At 70.7% G+C, this 16,553-nt stretch carries 17 protein-coding genes; 10 read left to right on the forward strand and 7 right to left on the reverse strand.

Annotation, left to right across the window (positions count from 1 at the left end; all coding sequences use genetic code 11):
- Positions 1–158: 158 nt before the first annotated feature.
- On the forward strand, positions 159–1,430 hold the full coding sequence (locus tag ACSRUE_RS36625; protein WP_441287625.1) for an AAA family ATPase: 1,272 nt from the start codon (positions 159–161) through the stop codon (positions 1,428–1,430).
- Positions 1,431–1,433: 3 nt separating this feature from the next.
- Positions 1,434–2,138 (forward strand): hypothetical protein, encoded by a 705-nt coding sequence (locus ACSRUE_RS36630; RefSeq protein WP_441287626.1) that lies wholly within the window; start codon positions 1,434–1,436, stop codon positions 2,136–2,138.
- 684 nt (positions 2,139–2,822) lie between these two features.
- Here the strand turns inward: ACSRUE_RS36630 and ACSRUE_RS36635 are convergent.
- The 5 genes from ACSRUE_RS36635 to ACSRUE_RS36655 all read right to left on the reverse strand — a co-directional run bounded on the left by ACSRUE_RS36635 (position 2,823) and on the right by ACSRUE_RS36655 (position 5,115).
- Complete coding sequence (locus ACSRUE_RS36635; protein WP_437579681.1) at positions 2,823–3,233, reverse strand: GFA family protein; 411 nt, start codon at positions 3,231–3,233, stop codon at positions 2,823–2,825.
- A gap of 95 nt (positions 3,234–3,328) precedes the next feature.
- Complete coding sequence (locus ACSRUE_RS36640; protein WP_441287627.1) at positions 3,329–3,721, reverse strand: DUF2809 domain-containing protein; 393 nt, start codon at positions 3,719–3,721, stop codon at positions 3,329–3,331.
- 171 nt (positions 3,722–3,892) lie between these two features.
- Entirely contained in the window at positions 3,893–4,438 is a 546-nt protein-coding gene (locus ACSRUE_RS36645; protein WP_441287628.1) for a hypothetical protein, read from the reverse strand.
- A complete protein-coding gene (locus tag ACSRUE_RS36650; protein ID WP_441287629.1) occupies positions 4,428–4,934 on the reverse strand; it encodes an RNA polymerase sigma factor in 507 nt (168 codons plus the stop codon). The genes ACSRUE_RS36645 and ACSRUE_RS36650 overlap by 11 nt, the downstream gene beginning before the upstream one ends.
- A gap of 49 nt (positions 4,935–4,983) precedes the next feature.
- Entirely contained in the window at positions 4,984–5,115 is a 132-nt protein-coding gene (locus tag ACSRUE_RS36655; protein ID WP_437768773.1) for a hypothetical protein, read from the reverse strand.
- Positions 5,116–5,346: 231 nt separating this feature from the next.
- Here ACSRUE_RS36655 and ACSRUE_RS36660 point away from each other — a divergent pair, with 231 nt between their 5' ends.
- Complete coding sequence (locus ACSRUE_RS36660) at positions 5,347–6,849, forward strand: L,D-transpeptidase (protein ID WP_441287630.1); 1,503 nt, start codon at positions 5,347–5,349, stop codon at positions 6,847–6,849.
- Between the two features lie 69 nt (positions 6,850–6,918).
- On the opposite strand, the gene ACSRUE_RS36665 is transcribed toward ACSRUE_RS36660, so the two are convergent.
- Complete coding sequence (locus ACSRUE_RS36665; RefSeq protein ID WP_441287631.1) at positions 6,919–7,794, reverse strand: STAS domain-containing protein; 876 nt, start codon at positions 7,792–7,794, stop codon at positions 6,919–6,921.
- 149 nt (positions 7,795–7,943) lie between these two features.
- Here ACSRUE_RS36665 and ACSRUE_RS36670 point away from each other — a divergent pair, with 149 nt between their 5' ends.
- The 5 genes from ACSRUE_RS36670 (at position 7,944) to ACSRUE_RS36690 (ending at position 13,806) form a co-directional block, all read left to right on the forward strand.
- Positions 7,944–8,633 (forward strand): NUDIX hydrolase, encoded by a 690-nt coding sequence (locus ACSRUE_RS36670; protein ID WP_441287632.1) that lies wholly within the window; start codon positions 7,944–7,946, stop codon positions 8,631–8,633.
- 277 nt (positions 8,634–8,910) lie between these two features.
- On the forward strand, positions 8,911–9,771 hold the full coding sequence (locus tag ACSRUE_RS36675; RefSeq protein WP_441287633.1) for a protein phosphatase 2C domain-containing protein: 861 nt from the start codon (positions 8,911–8,913) through the stop codon (positions 9,769–9,771).
- 133 nt (positions 9,772–9,904) lie between these two features.
- Positions 9,905–11,866: a hypothetical protein gene (locus ACSRUE_RS36680; RefSeq protein ID WP_441287634.1), complete on the forward strand. Its 1,962-nt coding sequence runs from the start codon at positions 9,905–9,907 to the stop codon at positions 11,864–11,866.
- Positions 11,867–11,920: 54 nt separating this feature from the next.
- A complete protein-coding gene (locus ACSRUE_RS36685; RefSeq protein ID WP_441287635.1) occupies positions 11,921–12,967 on the forward strand; it encodes a nicotinamidase in 1,047 nt (348 codons plus the stop codon).
- Positions 12,968–12,981: 14 nt separating this feature from the next.
- Complete coding sequence (locus ACSRUE_RS36690; RefSeq protein ID WP_441287636.1) at positions 12,982–13,806, forward strand: hypothetical protein; 825 nt, start codon at positions 12,982–12,984, stop codon at positions 13,804–13,806.
- A gap of 85 nt (positions 13,807–13,891) precedes the next feature.
- Here ACSRUE_RS36690 and ACSRUE_RS36695 read toward each other — a convergent pair whose 3' ends face one another.
- A complete protein-coding gene (locus tag ACSRUE_RS36695) occupies positions 13,892–14,860 on the reverse strand; it encodes a hypothetical protein (RefSeq protein ID WP_441287637.1) in 969 nt (322 codons plus the stop codon).
- A gap of 97 nt (positions 14,861–14,957) precedes the next feature.
- On the opposite strand from ACSRUE_RS36695, the gene ACSRUE_RS36700 reads away from it, so the two are divergent.
- Positions 14,958–15,503 (forward strand): NUDIX hydrolase, encoded by a 546-nt coding sequence (locus ACSRUE_RS36700; protein WP_437768782.1) that lies wholly within the window; start codon positions 14,958–14,960, stop codon positions 15,501–15,503.
- Between the two features lie 86 nt (positions 15,504–15,589).
- Complete coding sequence (locus tag ACSRUE_RS36705) at positions 15,590–16,522, forward strand: Uma2 family endonuclease (RefSeq protein ID WP_437768783.1); 933 nt, start codon at positions 15,590–15,592, stop codon at positions 16,520–16,522.
- Positions 16,523–16,553: the final 31 nt, after the last annotated feature.

Raw genomic sequence — 16,553 nt, forward strand, 5'->3', positions numbered from 1 at the left:
GGAGGGAGGCGGCGCCGAGGAGGCGGGGGAGACGCCGGCGAGGGGACGGGCGTATGCGGGCGGACGGTGTTACGCCGTGCGGCGGGGGCAGCGCCAGTCCATACGCGCGGGGTTGCCGAAGGCGGGGGGCACGGGTATGCGTAGCCCGAGCGCTGAAGATGATCCGCGAGCTGAAGATCAAGAACTACAAGTCGATCCTCGACCATACGATCGAGCTGGGGCGGATCAACGTCTTCATCGGGGAGAACGGCTGCGGCAAGACGAACATCCTCGAGGCTGTGGCCATGGCAGGGGCGGCCCTGACCGACAAGCTCAGCGTCGAGGAGCTGTTCAACCGGGGGATGCGGGTCGCCAAGCCGTCGATTATGCGGAGCTCGTTCCCGGGCAATCGAGGGAAGGAGATCGTGATCGAGTGCGGGTTCGATGCTGATCCCTCTGGCGGGCACTTATACCGAAGGCTGCGGATTGTAGCTGAGGAGGGCTCTGCTGGTGAGGTCAAATGGTCTGAGAAAAGGGGTAGCAGAAGGGCAACGTTCAAGCTGGGTTCTGACCCCGACGCAATGGAGCGGGCGCGAGTTCTGGCTGACGCGATGGAACGCTTTAATCGCTCAGCCGCCGAGAACAAAGATGCCGAGCTGACGAACCTCGCGGCAGTTCTTGCTACCGTGCTTGAGCCGACTGACCTAAAGGATCTTTCCGAAGCCTTAATTTCGTCAGCAGATGAGGTAGGCAGCCATGCTCTACTCGGTGAGATCCTGGGGGACTTTGCCATCTACAATGCCAGCGCGCTCGCCTTGAGGGGCCTTCAGACAGTAAGCCGTCGGGCCCCGCTCGGGATCTATGGCGAGACTCTCGACTACGCGATCTCCACCTTGAAGCCCGACGTATGGGCCGATCTGCTGAAGCGCGCCAAGTGTGTCTCCTGGTTGGAAGACGTCGTGGTGGATCCCACGGATCAACTTAAGTACGAAGGCCATAAACTCGGCAAGAGCCAGTCGATCCTCTACTTTCACGACAAGCACATGCGCCGGAAGAACAACATCTTCTCAGCAGAGAACGTCAACGAGGGCGTTCTCCACGTGCTGTTCCACCTGACGCTGTTGGTAAGCGAGGGCACGCCGCGAGTCCTGGGCATCGACAACATCGACACCGCCCTCAACCCCCAGCTCTGCCGCGACCTCATGAAGCAGCTCGCCGAGCTTGCGGTGAAGCACGACAAGCAGGCACTGATCACAACCCAGAACCCGTCCACCCTCGACGGCCTCAACCTCAACGACGACGCGCAGCGCCTGTTCGTGGTCTATCGCAACGACGAGGGGCACACCCTCACCAAGCGGATCAAGGCCAAGCCGCAGCCGGATGGCCAGAAGCTCAAGCTCTCGGAGCTGTGGGTGCGCGGGCACCTGGGCGGCATCCCACGGAACTTTTGAGACGTGCGTGTGGGGCTCATCGCCGAGGGGCGCGGGGATCTGGCCGTTCTGGTCAACATCCTCAAGGGGAAGCTGGGTCTCGACTTCGAGGACATCCAGTTCCTCCGGCCCGAGTACGATCAGGACGAGACCGACGTCCACGATCAGGACGAGGCGCAGCGCGGCGGCTGGGGGCGCGTGAAGCGCGAGTGCGTGGAGCGGAGGCGGATCCGCGAGTTCGTAGGCAACGCCATCGACGAGGAGATCCTGGTCGTGGTCCAGATCGACACGGCCGAGGCCCACGATAAGGGGTACGACGTCGAGAAGCCTCGTCGCGACGATCCGGGCTACGCCGAGATCCTGAGGCGACGCGTGGTCGATAAGATCGACGCCTGGCTGGAGGGCGAGAGCGTGCATCTCGTGCGGCACGCCGTCGCCGTCGAGGAGACCGAGGCCTGGGTGCTGACGATCTTCTCGCCGAAGGACAGCACGACGCACGGCGATCCCAAGGCACAGCTTCAGAAGCTGCTGAACAAGACGATGTCCGACAAGGATCGCAGGCGACACTTCCAGCTCAAGGAATACGATCAGGCATACGCCCTGACGAAGCCCTTCCGCAAGCTGCGAGACTTGGAGAAGTTCGTCGAGCGCAACCGAAGCCTGCGGCTGTTCGTGGACTCCCTGGGGGCTGGCCGCTCCCGACCTGGACCTACTGAAAACGGTGGGTGAGCGGACCGGGGGGCTCGCTGGGCGCCACGACCTCTGGCACAATGTCGGCCCCCAAGGAGGACAGCACAATCCTTTACGAGCGGTTCGGATCCAACGTCGAGGCGCACCTCAACTATGCCGCCGGCCAACCACTCGAGGAATGGGTTCAGATCCTGACGCGACGCCTGGAGGATGGTTCCTGGACGCCGGCGCTCGCCGCTTGGACCGACGGGCTGACCTTGCTGGTGCAGAGGTCCGAAGCCCGTGGCGGCGCAGGCTGTTACCGAGCGCGCTCGCCTACGACAAGCCGCTGTTCGCCTCGCTGGATGGCTTCACCTTGCACGCGGCGACACGCGCCGGTGCGCACCATGCCGCGGCGAGGGAGGCGCTTTTGCGCTACGTCCTGAGACCCCCGATCGCGCAGGAGCGCGTCGAGCTGCAACAGGACGGCTTGGTGCGGCTGTCGCTCATGCGCGCCTTTGCCGACGGGACCGTCGCGGCCTCCGTTGCAGCATCCCCTACGCGCTGATGGTCCACGGCTCCGGTCGTCTACTGCGTGGTCACCGCCGTGGTCATGCTGCGGACGCCGCGCCCCGTGCTGGAGCCGCACTCAGCGCTGGAGCGTTGAGCGGCGCGGCGGGCAGCTGCCGCGGCGCGCTCAGAGCCCCTCTGAACGGCGCGGCCCTTGACTGACCGGCATTGGCCCTAGCCCGAGGTCTTGTCGCCGCGGTAGTCGGTGGCCCCCGGGATGGCGGGCAACCAGGGCACGCGGTGCACGGTCCAGAGCTGGAAGGCGGGGGGCGGCAGGTCGCCGGGCCGGTCCATCGTGCCCAGGAAGATGTCGAGCTCCCGCGTCCCGTCACGGCGCCAGAACAGCGACGAGCCGCAGGTCGAGCAGAACTGGCGGACGGCGAAGCTGGACGACCGATAGGTCGCGGGTGAGCCGGAGAGCAGATCGAGCTGCTCGTCAGCATAGGTGGCGAACGACGGCATGGGCGAGCCGGTCTGGCGCCGGCACTGGCTGCAGTAGCAAACATTGACGCTCGCCGGCGCGCCGCGCGCGCGGTAGCGGATCGCCCCGCACAGGCAGCCGCCGGTGTGGTGAGCCTCGGTCATGGACGTCGCCTCCTTGTCCCTGGATGTCGCGAGCGCCAGCCTGGTCCCTCCGGGCGCGCAGCGCAACCGCCGCACCGCCGCGGCGCGGCGTTGCGTCATCGGGAGGCCCGGAGCGGCCGGCAGAGCGCATAACCAAGGACGCAGCCGATGCCGTACAGCGCGAAGTCGCCGGGATCGAAGCCGCCGTTCGCGCCGAGCAGGAGCCGCCCCGGGGTGGTGCTGCGCGCGGCCGACAGCCAGGGCAGCTCGCTCAGCTGGAGCAGCTCGATCCCACACGTCGCGGCGAAGACCGCGAGCGCCAGCCGGTGCGTGCGCGCGGCGATCCACACGATCTGCGCCCCGGCGATCCACACGATCTCATAGAGCACCGCGCCGGCGCCGTTGCGCAGCCACGCTGGGCCGCCGTGGAACCGGGTGATCAGCCCGACAGGCACGACCGCCACGATGACGAGGGCCAGCGCGAGGCGCTTGCGAGCGGCTTCCGCCATGCGGAGAGCCTACAGCGGTTTCCGCCCACCTCTGCACAGCCGCAGCAGAGCGGCGGTCACCCGCACAGGAGACGGGCCCAGATCGGCGTTTTCGGCGCGGAAGCGCACTCCGGTGCGCTGAGCACCGAAAACGTCGAGGTGGGCCCGTATCCGAAGCGGGTGACCGTCGCTCTAGCGCGCAGGGCGGAGGGCGAGCGGCGCGGTGCCGGTGAGCAGCCCCGCCGCGAGGGCGACCACGCCACCGAAGCCGACGCAGGCGCAGCCGAGCGCGCCCGTCAGGGCGGCGACGCCGCACGCCGCGGCCCAGGACGCCCCGAGCCGCTCCGACCGGCGCAGCACCCGCGAGAGCAGCACGCCGGCGGCGACCCCGCCCGCCAGGCAGGCAGGGACGCAGATGGATACGCACCCTTCCGGGGTGCACAGGTGACCGTAAATGCGCGCCGCGTGCGCCGCTGCGAAGGGTACGAGGCCCGCGGCGACGCCCGGGAGCACGCCTCGCCCGAGCTGCTGCCCGCGCCACGAGAGCAGCGCCGCCGCGACGTAGAGCGCCGCGCCGAGGATCGCGGTGGTGACCGGACGGTCGCTCATCAGCGCCGCCACGAGCGCCACGGCGATCGTCGGCGCCGCTGCCCAGGCGGCCCTCCTCGCCCTCCCCCGCTCGTACGCGCGATAGGCCCTCTCCTTCAGGCTCAGGGCCGCAAGCGCCTCACGTTCCATAGATCCTCCTCCACGCCTCCCGCAGGCGCGCGAACGCGCGCTCGCGGCGCTTGCGCAGCGCCGCGCTCGACACCGACGGATCGCGATCGCCCTCCAGCAGGGTCGCCCTCAGCGTCTCGCGATCCGCCTCGGCCAGCGTGCCGAGCACCTCGCGCGCCGCGTCGTCCAGATCCCGGGCGATCACCGCCTCCTCCGGCGTGGGCACGTCGGCCGCGATCGACGGGACATGCTCGTCCGGCGCCTCCCTCGACCGGGACCGCCGCCGCCGCGCCGTGCGGCACTCCCACGTCGCGATGGTGAGCGCCCAGGTCAGCGCGTCCCCGTCGGGATCGAACGAGCAGGCGCGGTCGAACACCTTGAGCAGCGCCTGCTGGGCCGCGTCCTCCGCGTCCGCGCCGCCCCCGAGCATGCGGCGGCAGAACGCGCCGATCGCCGGCCAGAGGGCGGCGTAGACAGGCTCGAACGCCGCGCGATCGCCGTCGGCGAGGCGTCTCATCGACGCGTTGAGCAGCGATCGCGCGCGCGGTTCCAAGGGCGCTGGGTGCTCAGCCGCAGGGGCAGTCGGGGCACGGGCAATCCGCGCACGGACAGCCGCCCATGAGCTGCGTCCCAGCATACGCCGCCGTCGGGATTCCGAGGACGGCCGCGATCAGGGTCACCTTGAGCCAACGACGCATGGGATCTCTCCTTGTCTTCTCTGACCGGCTGTCCTCGCCGGCCTTCCTCGGCTCTAGGCGCGAAGCGGGGCAAGCGTGACACCCGCGGCGATCGAAATCCGGCGGCCAGGCGCCGTCGCCGCAGATCGCCGCACGAGCGACGAGATCCTCTCCGTTCGCGGCGCAGGCGCCTTCGTCCAGACTGGCACGTCGTTCCGCCGGCCGGGCTCGACGTGCTAGGGTCTCGTGCCTATGTCTGGCCGCTCGTGGTTCGCTGCCCTCGGCGCCCTCTGGCTCGGGTGCACGCCGTCGCGGCAAGAAGCCGGCTCGCGCGCAGACGCGGCCGGGAGCGCGGGCGTGGCGGTCGCGGAGCCCTCGCCCTCCAGCGCGCCCTCCGCGCGCTCCAGCGCGCCGGAGCCGCCGCCGGAGGCGCTGGCCGCCTCGGCCCCGGCCGCGCCGGTCCCGGAGGTGGAGGCGGCGCGGGCGCGATCCGCGCGCGTGTACTCCAAGGGCCGCGAGGTGTGGATCCGGTCCGCGCCGCGGCCCAAGGCCCAGTGGATCGGCATGCTCTCGATCGGCGGCTCGGTCCGCCTGAAGAGCGTCGAGCCCATCCGCGGCGCCGGCGGCTGCCCGGCGTTCTACGCCGTGGAGCCGCGCGGTTACGTGTGCGTCGACGGCGAGCGCGCCACCCTGGACACCGCCGATCCCGTGCGCCAGGCGCTGATCCCCCATGCCCCGCTCGCCGATCGGCCGCTCCCGTACCGCTACGGCGAGTCGCTCGGGCTCAAGCGCCTCCTCCGCGTGGACGGCATCGACGCGCCGGCGTGGCCCAAGGGGCTCCACGATCTGCGGCACATGCAGGTCCGCCCGCGCTCGTCGGTCGCCTGGACCGAGGAGGTCGAGGCCGGCGGGGCGACATGGCTCTGGGCATCGGATCTGACGTTCATACCGAAGGACAAGGTCAAGCCCTACGAGCCCGCCACCTTCGAGGGGGTGCACCTCGGCGCCGAGGCGCGCCTGCCGATGGCCTTCTTTCGCCACAAGGCGCGCCCGAAGTACCGCCTCACGGAGGAAGGCCCGCCCGCGAAGACGGACGCCGTGTGGGAGCGCCTCGCCCGGGTCGGGCTGACGGGCCGATCGAAGCGGGTCGGCAAGCTGACGTATCTCGAGACCCGGGACGACGGGCACTGGGTGCTCGAGCGAGACGCGGTCGTCGTCCAGCCGCGGCGGGCGCGGACCCCGTGGGGCCGCCCGATCCAGCTCGGCGGCGAGCCGCCGTCGGCGCCGGCGGGCGGGCCCAGGAACACGTGGGTCGAGATCGCCGCCCTCGACGGCTGGCTCATCGCCTACGAGGGCGACCGCCCCGTGTTCGCGACCCTGATCTCGGCCGGGCGCAACGGGGCCGAGGAGCCGGAGAAGGCCGATCCGTTCGTGCCGCCTTCCACGACCCCGCTCGGCCAGTACAGCATCGGCCGCAAATGGGTGACGAAGACGCTCATCACGCCCCACGTCGACGCGGACGACTGGATCGAGGCGGAGGTGCCGTGGAGCCAGCACTTCTTCAGCAAGTACCTCCTTCACGCGGCCTACTGGCACGACCGCTGGGGCGAAGGGCAGAGCGGCGGGTGCGTGAACCTCTCGCCGGTCGACGCGAAATGGCTCTTCCACTGGACCGAGCCCGCCGTGCCCGATGAGTGGTACGCGGTCCAGGCCACGCGCGACGACCCGTCCACGCGCGTCGTGATCCATCGCTGAGCCGCCGCCGCCCGGCGCGAGGGTGCGGGTGCGCGCCCGCGCCGCGCCTCGCGCGCCTGCCGGAAGCCGCTATTTCGCCGGCGCGCTGGCCGCCGCGGCGCGCTCGCCCCCCTCGCCCGCCGCGGCCATGCGCCGCATGCAGAGCTTGAGTCCGGCGCGGAGGTTGCCGACGGTCGTGACGCCGGAGAGGTCGAGTCCGAGCGCGATCATCGTCTGCGCCACGTTCGCCCGGATCCCCGTGATGATCCCCTCCGCGCCGAGGAGCCGGATGGCCTTGATCATCTCGATGAGGTACCCGGCCGTCCGCGTGTCGACCGCGTCGACGCCGGTGAGATCGAGGATCGCGTACCGCGCGTCCTTGCTCACGATCGCCGAGAGCAGGTTGTCCATCGCCTCGGAGATCCTCAGGCTGTCCACCACGCCCACCATGGGGAGGGTCAGCACCTTGTCCCAGACCTCGATGATGGGCGTCGAGAGATCGCGGATGACCTCCTGCTGGGTCTCGATGAGCTCGACTTTCGCCAGGAGCTCCTGCTCGCGCCGCTTCGCCGCGGAGCCGTCCAGGCTGAGGGTGATCATGCCGTCGGGCTCCCCGTTCCCGTCGCGCACGGGGATATGCCATGACTCCCAGGCGGCGCCGTGCGTCTCGTAGATGTTGTATGCGCCTTTGCCCGCGAGCGCCTGCCGGTTGGTCTCCAGGGTCGCCTGGTCGTTCGCGAAGAGCTCAAGAACGTTCGCTCCCAGGAGCTGACCCGGCGTCACGCCGGCGGCCTCGAGCCCCCTGCCGTCGTGGAACGTGAAGACCCCCTGGCGGTCGTACCTGCACACGGTAATCGGCAGGGTCTCGAGGATCGCGCGGAGGAGCAGCTGCGCCTCACGGAGCTTCGCCTCGAGCTCCTCCCTCGTCTCCGCCCCCGCCGTGCTCGACCCTGCGTCCCCCGTCATGGACGCGTTCTACCGCGCCCGCGCGCTGGCCGTCGAGGGGTTGTCGGTCGGTCGATGACGTTTCGCTCGGCCCGCCGAGCTCCGCTGCGCTGGTTGACATGGTGTCCGCTCGACACCAAGATTCATGTGCAAATTACACGGAGGGTTGAATGTTCGTCTCCTACGAGCACCCGCGGCCGGCGCTGACGGTGGATTGTGTCGTGTTCGGCCTCGATGACGAGGACCTCAAGGTCCTCCTCATCCGGCGGGAGCTCGATCCGTTCCGCGGCAGGTGGGCGCTCCCGGGCGGGTTCGTGCGCGTCGACGAGGCGCTCGACGACGCCGCGCGGCGGGAGCTCGCGGAGGAGACGGGGCTCTCGGGGGTGTTCCTGGAGCAGCTCTACACGTTCGGCGCCCTCGGGCGGGACCCGCGCGAGCGCGTGGTCTCGGTGGCGTACTACGCGCTCGTGAAGCTCGGGGATCACCGGGTCAAGGCCGCGACCGACGCGCGCGAGGCGGCGTGGTTCGCGGTGGACGACACCCCGGCGCTCGCCTTCGATCACGACGAGATCCTCCCGGTCGCGCTGGAGCGGCTCAAGGGCAAGGTGCGATACCGGCCGATCGGGTTCGAGCTCCTGCCGCCGAAGTTCACGCTGTCGCAGCTCCAGCGCCTCTACGAGGCGATCCTCGAGCGCCCGCTCGACAAGCGCAATTTCCGGAAGAAGGCGCTCGGCACCGGGCTGCTCGTGGAGCTCGACGAGGTGGAGCAGGACGTCGCGCACCGCGCGGCGCGGCTCTACCGGTTCGACCGTCGGAAGTACGAGCGGCTCGAGAAGGACGGCTTCAGCTTCGAGATCTGAGGCGGGATGCCCGCTCGCGTGTCAGCGACGCGCTCGAACGCCTCAAGGAAGCGCGGCCGGAACGCCGGCGCCCGGGTTGACAACGTGTACTACGAACACTAAGGTTGGTGTGTAAGACACACGAACGATCGGGCGCTCGCCGGGCGCGGGCGCTGGCGGTCGGCGTTGACCGCCGAGCGGACGGTGGAGCTCCGGCGCCGGGAGGACCGCGCGCCCCGGCCTCCGTCTGCCCGGGTCCGGCCGCAGCGCGCCCTCGCCGGGCGCAGAAGGGAACTCCATGCTTCGCGACGTCGCTTACTTGGCTGACATGGGAGGGGGCTCGGCCTTCGAGGTCGCCGGAGGGACGGTGACCGGGACCGATCACCTCGTCGCGGGGCGGCCCAACCAGGACGCCTATGCCTTCCGGGCCGAGGGCGGCTCTCTCGTCGCGGTGGTCTGCGACGGCTGCGGCAGCGGCGCGCGCAGCGAGGTGGGCGCGGCGCTCGGGGCGCGGATCGTGACCGAGCAGGTGCTCGGCGCGCTCCGGCGCGGCGGAGACCTCGATTCGCCCGCGACGTGGGAAGAGGCGCGCCGCGGGGCGCTCGCGCCGCTCCGCGACGTGGCCGCCGGCATGGGCGGCAGCTTTACCGAGGTCGTGTCGACCTTCTTCCTCTTCACCGTGGTCGGCCTCGCGATCTCCGGCGACAGGGCGTGCGCGTTCTCCGTCGGCGACGGCCTCATCGCGCTCGGCGACGAGCTCCTGCGGCTCGGCCCCTTCCCGAGGGACGAGCCCCCGTACCTCGCGTATGGCCTGCTCGATCGGCCGCCCGGCGGCGAGGCGCCGCGCTTCACCGTGCACCGCGCCTTCCCGTCGAGCGCGCTCCGGACTGTCCTGCTCGGGACCGACGGCGCGATCGATCTGCTGGAGTCGTCGTCACGGCAGATCCCGGGGGGCGGCGAGGTCGGCCCGCTGTCGAGGTTCTGGGAGGACGACCGGTATTTCCGGAACCCCGACGCGGTGAGGCGGCGGCTCGCGCTCATCAACCGATCGGTGACGCGGCCCGTGTGGAAGGAAGAGCGGATGGAGCGCGAAGGCGGGCTGCTCCGCGACGACACGACGGTGGTCGTCGTGCGGAGGGCGCAGGGCGCCCGCGATTGAGGCGCGGCCCTGCGCGGAGGCGCGGGAGTCGCGGAGGGAAACGACAGGGCGTCTGCGCTCGATTGCGCTCGATTGCGCTCGATTGCGCTCGATTGCGTTTGATTGCGTTTGATTGCGTCCGGAGGAGGCGACTGTGGACGTTTATCTCGGTTCAAAGCGGGTTCGGCTCCACCCTCGGGCCTCGATCGGCAAAGGCGGGGAGGCGGACGTGTTCGACCTCGGAGACGGCCGCGCGCTCAAGGTCTGGAAGACGCCCGATCACCCGGATTACGCCGGGCAAGACGCCGAGCAGCGCGCCGCCGAGGCGCGCATCGAGCGCCACCAGGACAAGCTGCGCGCGTTCCCGCCGGCGCTGCCCGATCAGGTGATCGCGCCCCTCGAGCTCGCGACCGACAGGGCCAGGAAGCGCGTCGTGGGCTACGCCATGCGCCTCGTGCGCGGCGCGGAGCCGCTCCTGCGCTACGGCGAGCCGTCGATGCGCCACGGCGGGCTCTCGTCGGCCGCCGTCTCCGAGGTGCTCGCGCGGCTCCACCGGGCGGTCGCGGCGATCCACGACCGGGGCGTGGTGATCGGCGACTTCAACGATCTCAACGTGCTCGTCGCCGGCGGCGAGGTGTTCGTCATCGACGCCGACAGCTTCCAGTTCGGCCCGTACCTCTGCCAGGTGTTCACCGAGCGCTTCGTGGATCCGCTGCTCTGCGACCCTTCGCTCCCCCGGCCGCTCCTGTCGAGGCCGTATTCGCAGGACTCCGACTGGTACGCGTTCGCCGTGATGGTCATGCAGAGCCTCCTCTGCGTGGGGCCTTATGGCGGCGTCTTCCGGCCGCGGTCCGCGTCGGCGCGGGTGCCCGAGAGCGCGAGGCCGCTCCGCCGCATCACCGTGTTCAACCGCGAGGTGCGGTATCCGAAGCCGGCCATCCCGTACCGCGTCCTGCCGGACGATCTCCTGGACGCGCTCTATCGCGTCTTCGTCGAGGACCGGCGCGGCGTGTTCCCGCGCCGGCTGCTCGACGCGCTCGCCTGGACGAGGTGCCCTTCGTGCGGCGTCGAGCACGCGCGCCCTGCCTGCCCGGCCTGCGCGGGCGCCGCGCCGGCCGCCGTGAAGGAGTCGACGGTCGTCCACGGCGAGGTGCTGGCGACGCGGATCCTGAGCACGCGCGGGGTGATCCTGGCCGCGTCGATCGGCCCGGGCGGGCTCTCGTATCTCGTGAACGAGGGCGGCCGCTTCCTGCGGGAGGACCGGTCCGTCGTGATGTCCGGCGCGCCGCACCCCGCGACGCGCTTCGCGGTGCACGGGAGCGCCACGTTGATCGGCCGGGGCGGCGATCTCGTGGTGCTCTCGCCGGGGGCCGCGCCCGAGCGGATCCAGGTCGACTGCGTCGGGACGAGGCCCATCTTCGACGTCAACGCGCGCGCCCGCTACTGGACGCGCGGCGGGCAGCTCCTGCGCAGCGGGAGGCCGGGCGCCGCCGCGCTCTCGGGCGAGGCGGACGCCGTGCCGATGGGCGAGGTGCTCGCCGGGCAAACGCTGTTCTGGGTGGGCCAAAGCTTCGGGCTCGGCTTCTACCGCGCCGGGAACGTCTCGATAGCGTTCGTCTTCGACGCCGATCGGCCCGGCCTCAAGGACACGGTCAAGCTGCCTTTCCCGGGCGGCAAGCTCACCGCGGCGACCTGCGTCTTCGACGCCGGCCCGAGCTCGTCGTCGAACGACGGCCGCGGGCGCCCCGACGACGGCCGCGGGCGCCCCCGCGCCGGGCGCGCATGGCTGTTCCTCGCCGCCGAGCAAGCCGGCCGGACCGTGCACCGGTGCGTCGTCGTGCGCGAGGACGGCGCGGTCGAGGCGGTCGCCGACGGCGACGGCGAAGGCGGCTCGTGGCTCGGCGCGCTGACCGGCAAGTGCGCGGCTTCCGGGTTCCTGCTCTCGGCGACCGACAGCGGCGTCGTCCGCGTCGAGGTCCGCGGGGGCGCGCTCGTCGAGACGCGGCAGTTCCCCGGCACCGAGCCGTTCGTCACCCAGGCTTCCCGGCTGCTCGTCGGCCCAGAGGGCCTGTTCGTCGTCGACGCACAGGCGATCACCTTGCTTCGTATCTCGTGAATCCACGCTGAGCTGACGGCCCGCGCTCGCGGGCCGATCGAGAGGAGAGAGACCATGAAATCGACAGAGCTCCCCCTGCCCGCCTTCTATGACGCCAAGAACGCCGAGCGGTGGGGCTTTCACCCCAATGAAGAGACGCTGCACGGCGCCGCCGCCGCCTGGCGGAAGGCGCATGGCGTGAAGCCGTCGGCCGCGGACGCGCAGAACGTCCACCTCCTGCTCATCGACGTGCAGAAGGACTTCTGCTTCCCGCAGGGCTCGCTCTACGTCGCCGGCAGGAGCGGCACGGGCGCGGTCGACGACAGCCGCCGCATCGCCGAGTTCATCTACAGGAACCTCGCGTCGATCACGAACGTCACGGTCACGATGGACACCCACTTCGCTTACCAGATCTTCTTCCCGGCCTTCTGGGTGGATCGCGAGGACCGCCCGCTGACCGCGCACCGCGAGATCACGACGGCGCAGATCGACGCGGGGGAGGTGCGGCCGAACCCCGCGGTGGCGAAGTGGCTCTGCGGCGGGAGCTACCCGTGGCTCATGAAGCAGGTCCGGTATTACTGCGAGGAGCTCGAGAAGGCCGGGAAATACAAGCTCTACCTGTGGCCGCCGCACTGCATCCTCGGGAGCGACGGCCACGCGCTCGCGGGCGTCGTGCACGAGGCGCGGATGTTCCACGCGTTCGCGCGCGGGGTGCAGTCGTGGGTCGAGGTCAAGGGCGGCAACCCGCTCACCGAGAACTACTCGGTGATGCAGCCCGAGGTGCTGACGCGGCACGACGGCCAGCCGCTCGCGCAGCGGAGCACGGGCTTCCTGAGGACGCTGCTCCACGCCGACGCGGTGATCATCGCCGGCCAGGCCGCGAGCCACTGCGTCCGCAGCTCGATCGAGGACATCTTGACGGAGATCGCGCTCACCGACCGCGCGCTCGCCAAGAAGATCTACGTGATGACCGACTGCATGTCGCCGGTCACCGTGCCCGACGGCAAGGGGGGCTTCGCCGTCGATTTCACCGCCGAGGCGGACAAGGCGCTCGCCCGCTTCGCCGCCGCCGGGATGAACCTCGTGAAGAGCACCGACCCGATTCCGTGTTTGGGCGCATGACCGTGGAGGATCCGATGAGCAAGAACAAGGAGAACAATAAGGGAACCAGCCGCGATGGCTCGCTCGACATCGAGCAGCTCTTCGAGGCGGCGCGGGACGACGGCGCGCTCTCGCCCGAGGCGATGCAGGCGCTGCACATCACCGACCTGGGCGCGCAGATCCAGGCCGGCTTCGGCGTGCAGGTGGACGACGTGGCGTCGTCGGAGGTGGTGCTGGTCACGGTGATGCCCGACGACTCGGGATCCATCAAATTCGCCGGCAACGCCCCGTCGGTGAGGGACGGGCACAACCTGGTGGTGGGCGCCCTCTCCGACTCCAGGCAGCGCGACTCGATCCTGGCGCACAACCGTTACCTGAACGGGGCGGTGCTGTATCCGTACTGCCCTATCGCCCAGGCCGTGAAGATGGACACGAAGAACTACGATCCCATGCTCGGCACGCCCCTCTACGATCAGACGGTGGTCTTGCTCGGAACGGTGATCGCGAAGGCGCAGGAGTTCGCGCTGAGCGGCGTCCCGGCGCGCACCGTCACGCTGATCATCTCGGACGGCGCCGACGCGGGCTCGACGTGGGCCAAGGCCAGGGACGTGTGCGCCCTCGTCCGCGACATGCGGCGGGCCGAGGCCCACATCGTGGCGGCGATCGGCATCGACGACGGGAACACCGATTTCCGCGCCGTCTTCCGCGACATGGGGATCGAGGACCGCTGGATCCTGACGCCGAAGAGCGACGCGGCGGACATCCGCAAGGCGTTCGCGCTGTTCTCCCAGTCGGCGGTGCGCGCCAGCCAGGGCGGCGCGTCGTTCTCGAAGACGGTCGCGGGCGGCTTCGGCGGGTGAAGCGCGCGCCTCCGGCTCGCCGCGCGCCCCCCTGCGCGGCGGCGAGCCCTCTTCACCTCTCGGCTGCTTCGGCGGAGCACCCGGATCAGGCCGCGGCCTCCCAGGGGACGACGCCGTAACGGCGGCGCAGCTCGTCGAGATCCACCGCCATGTCGGACCAGAAGTCCCAGTCGTCCATCAGGTCGATGCTCATCTTCGTCCCGCGAACGAACGATCGCACGAGCTCGTCGGCGAGCCCGGGCGTCGCGAGCATCCCCTGCTGCGACGGCGCCAGCACGGTGAGCTGAATGCCCTGCTGGAGCTGCACCAGCAGGAACACGAGGATGCCGAACGGGTTCTCGCGGCGATACCCCGCCTGAAAGGCGATCGTCATCGCCTCTCCGCGCAGGTCCGTGCCGTAACCAGCGAGGATGTGGCTCAGGTCGTGCGTGAGCACGCCCTCGGGCACGCCGCGCTTCTCGCCGGGGAACGAGAAGCCGTTCTCTCGATAGAAGGTGAAGAGCGCCTTGCCGAGGGTGCCCTCACTGTAGGCCTCGAGCGAGCGGTAGCGCGCGGCGACTGGCTCGTTCTCCAGGACGCCCGCGAAGCTCGCGACGTTCCTGGCGAGCCCATAAAGGCCGCCCTCATCGAGCATGCGCCGCACGTTCTTGCCGAGCAGCGAGCTCCGGCTGATGTCGATGCGCAGGAGGAGCAGCCGCCGCTCGTGGAGGTGGTGGAGCTGGCGGACAGCGTTCGGCCGCGCCCCGAGCGCCGCGGCGAAGCGCTCGACCTCGAGCAGCTCGCGCTCGTCGACGCGCTCGCCGCACAGGGTCATCGCGCAGAGACCGTTGATGAGCTGCTCGCGCAGCGCGGGATCCTCGACGGCGCGCGCGAGCTCCTCGGGCGCTATCGGGGCGAGCGCGTCGACGTCGAGGTCGGTGTGAAGGAGGTGCCGTTGCACCGCGGTTATCGCGTCGCGCCGCGATCCGTCGAGGGGGCCGGCCGAGGTAAGGACGACCTTGATGGCACGCAGACCCGCGTGCGCCTGTTCTTGGCTCGGGATGAGGTAGTTCATGCGAGAGAGAGTGATACCGAGCGCGCGTCCCGTCCTTGACCGGCGGCGCCAATGTCTTGACCGGACGCGCCGCCTGGGCGAACGATGTGGGTTGGTCATGACGGTCGTACGGTGGAAGGCATTGGAGCGGCGCGTGGTCCAGCACTCGCCGTGGCGGAGGATCGAGGACGTCACCTTCGAGCTCCCGGACGGGCAGGTCCGCACGTTCTCGCTCAAGAAAGAGGGCCGAGTCGTCGCCGTCCTCGCCATCTCCCGCGAGAAGAAGGTGATCCTGGCGCGCCAGTACAGGCCGGGGCCCGATCGGATCCTCGACGAGCTCCCAGGCGGCGGCGTCGAGCCTGGCGAGGCCCCGGAGGCGGCGGCGGCGCGCGAGCTCCTCGAGGAGACGGGGTATGTCGCCGGGCGGCTCGTGCCGCTCGGCCGCCCGCTGGAGTGCGCTTACTCGACCATCGAGCGACACGCGTTCCTGGCCGTGGACTGTGTGCGCGACAGGGCGCAAGCGCTGGATGAGACGGAGTTCATCGACGTGGTAGAGAAGCCGATCGAGGACTTCGTGGAGCAGCTCAGGGAGGGCGCCTGCACCGACCCGGAGGTCGGGTGGATGGGGCTTTACGAGCTGGGCTGTCTGAGAGCGAGCGCCTGAGCCTCGCCACGCGGCAGCGCGGCGGAAGCGCGCGGACGCCGGCGCCGCGATGCCCGCCGGTCGCTGGCTGCGCTATGGTGGAGCTCATGCGCAGGCACGATCACGTCCTCCTCGCCCCCGGCGCCGGCGCGTCCGGTCGCACGGTCCACGCGCCTCCGGCCGGCAGGGCGCGCCCGCACGTGGACGACCGGCTGGCGCCGCCCGAGACGCGGGTGGAGTACCTCCACGGCGTCGAGGTCTATGCCGCCCCGGCCGATCCGCCGCACGCGACGCAGCATTTCGATCTGACCTACGTCCTCGGCGCCCACGTCGCCGAGGGCTACCGGGGCGCCGTGGACATGCTGACCCGGACCGACCTCGGCAGCGATTATGCGGCCGACGCCAGCGTCTTCGCGCAGAAGCCCGACCGCGCGGGCCGGCGGCGGCTGGAGGAGCTGGCGTTCGAGGTCAGCGACAAGCAGGCCCTCGCCGTTCCGACCACCAAGGCGCGCCTGCTGATCGCCCGCGGCGTGCGGCGGGTGTTCTGCATCCTGGTGAAGCAGCGCCGGGTGATGGAGTGGTCGCGCGAGACCGACGGCTGGCGCCCGCTGCCCAAGGATGCGGTCATCGAGGATCCCTGCCTCGTGCGCCCGCTGCCGATCCAGGCGCTCCTCGAGGCCGCGTCCTCGGACGACGCCGTGGCGCGCGCGCTGCTCGACAAGCGCGTGCCCGCGCTCGAGGCAGCGCTCGCGGAGGGCGAGGCGCGCGGCGAGGCGCGCGGCGAAGCGCGCGGCGAAGCGCGCGGCGAAGCGCGCGGCGAGGCGCGCGGCGAGGCGCGCGGTGAAGCGCGCGGCGAGATCAAGATGGCGCAGGAGGCCATCCTCACGGTGCTGGAGTCGCGCGGGGTCGCCACGCCGGCCGAGGTGGCCCGCGCGATCGCCGGCTGCGAGGATCTGAGCAAGCTACGGCGATGGATCAAGCGCGCGGCGACCGCGACGACCGCCGCCGAGGTCGTCGCCGGCTCCCGGCGCAAGCGCTGAGCGAGGACCGCCGCAGCGCGGGCGCGCTGGA

The sequence above is a fragment of the Sorangium sp. KYC3313 genome (assembly GCF_052075895.1).
GTDB lineage: Bacteria > Myxococcota_A > Polyangia > Polyangiales > Polyangiaceae > Sorangium > Sorangium cellulosum_B.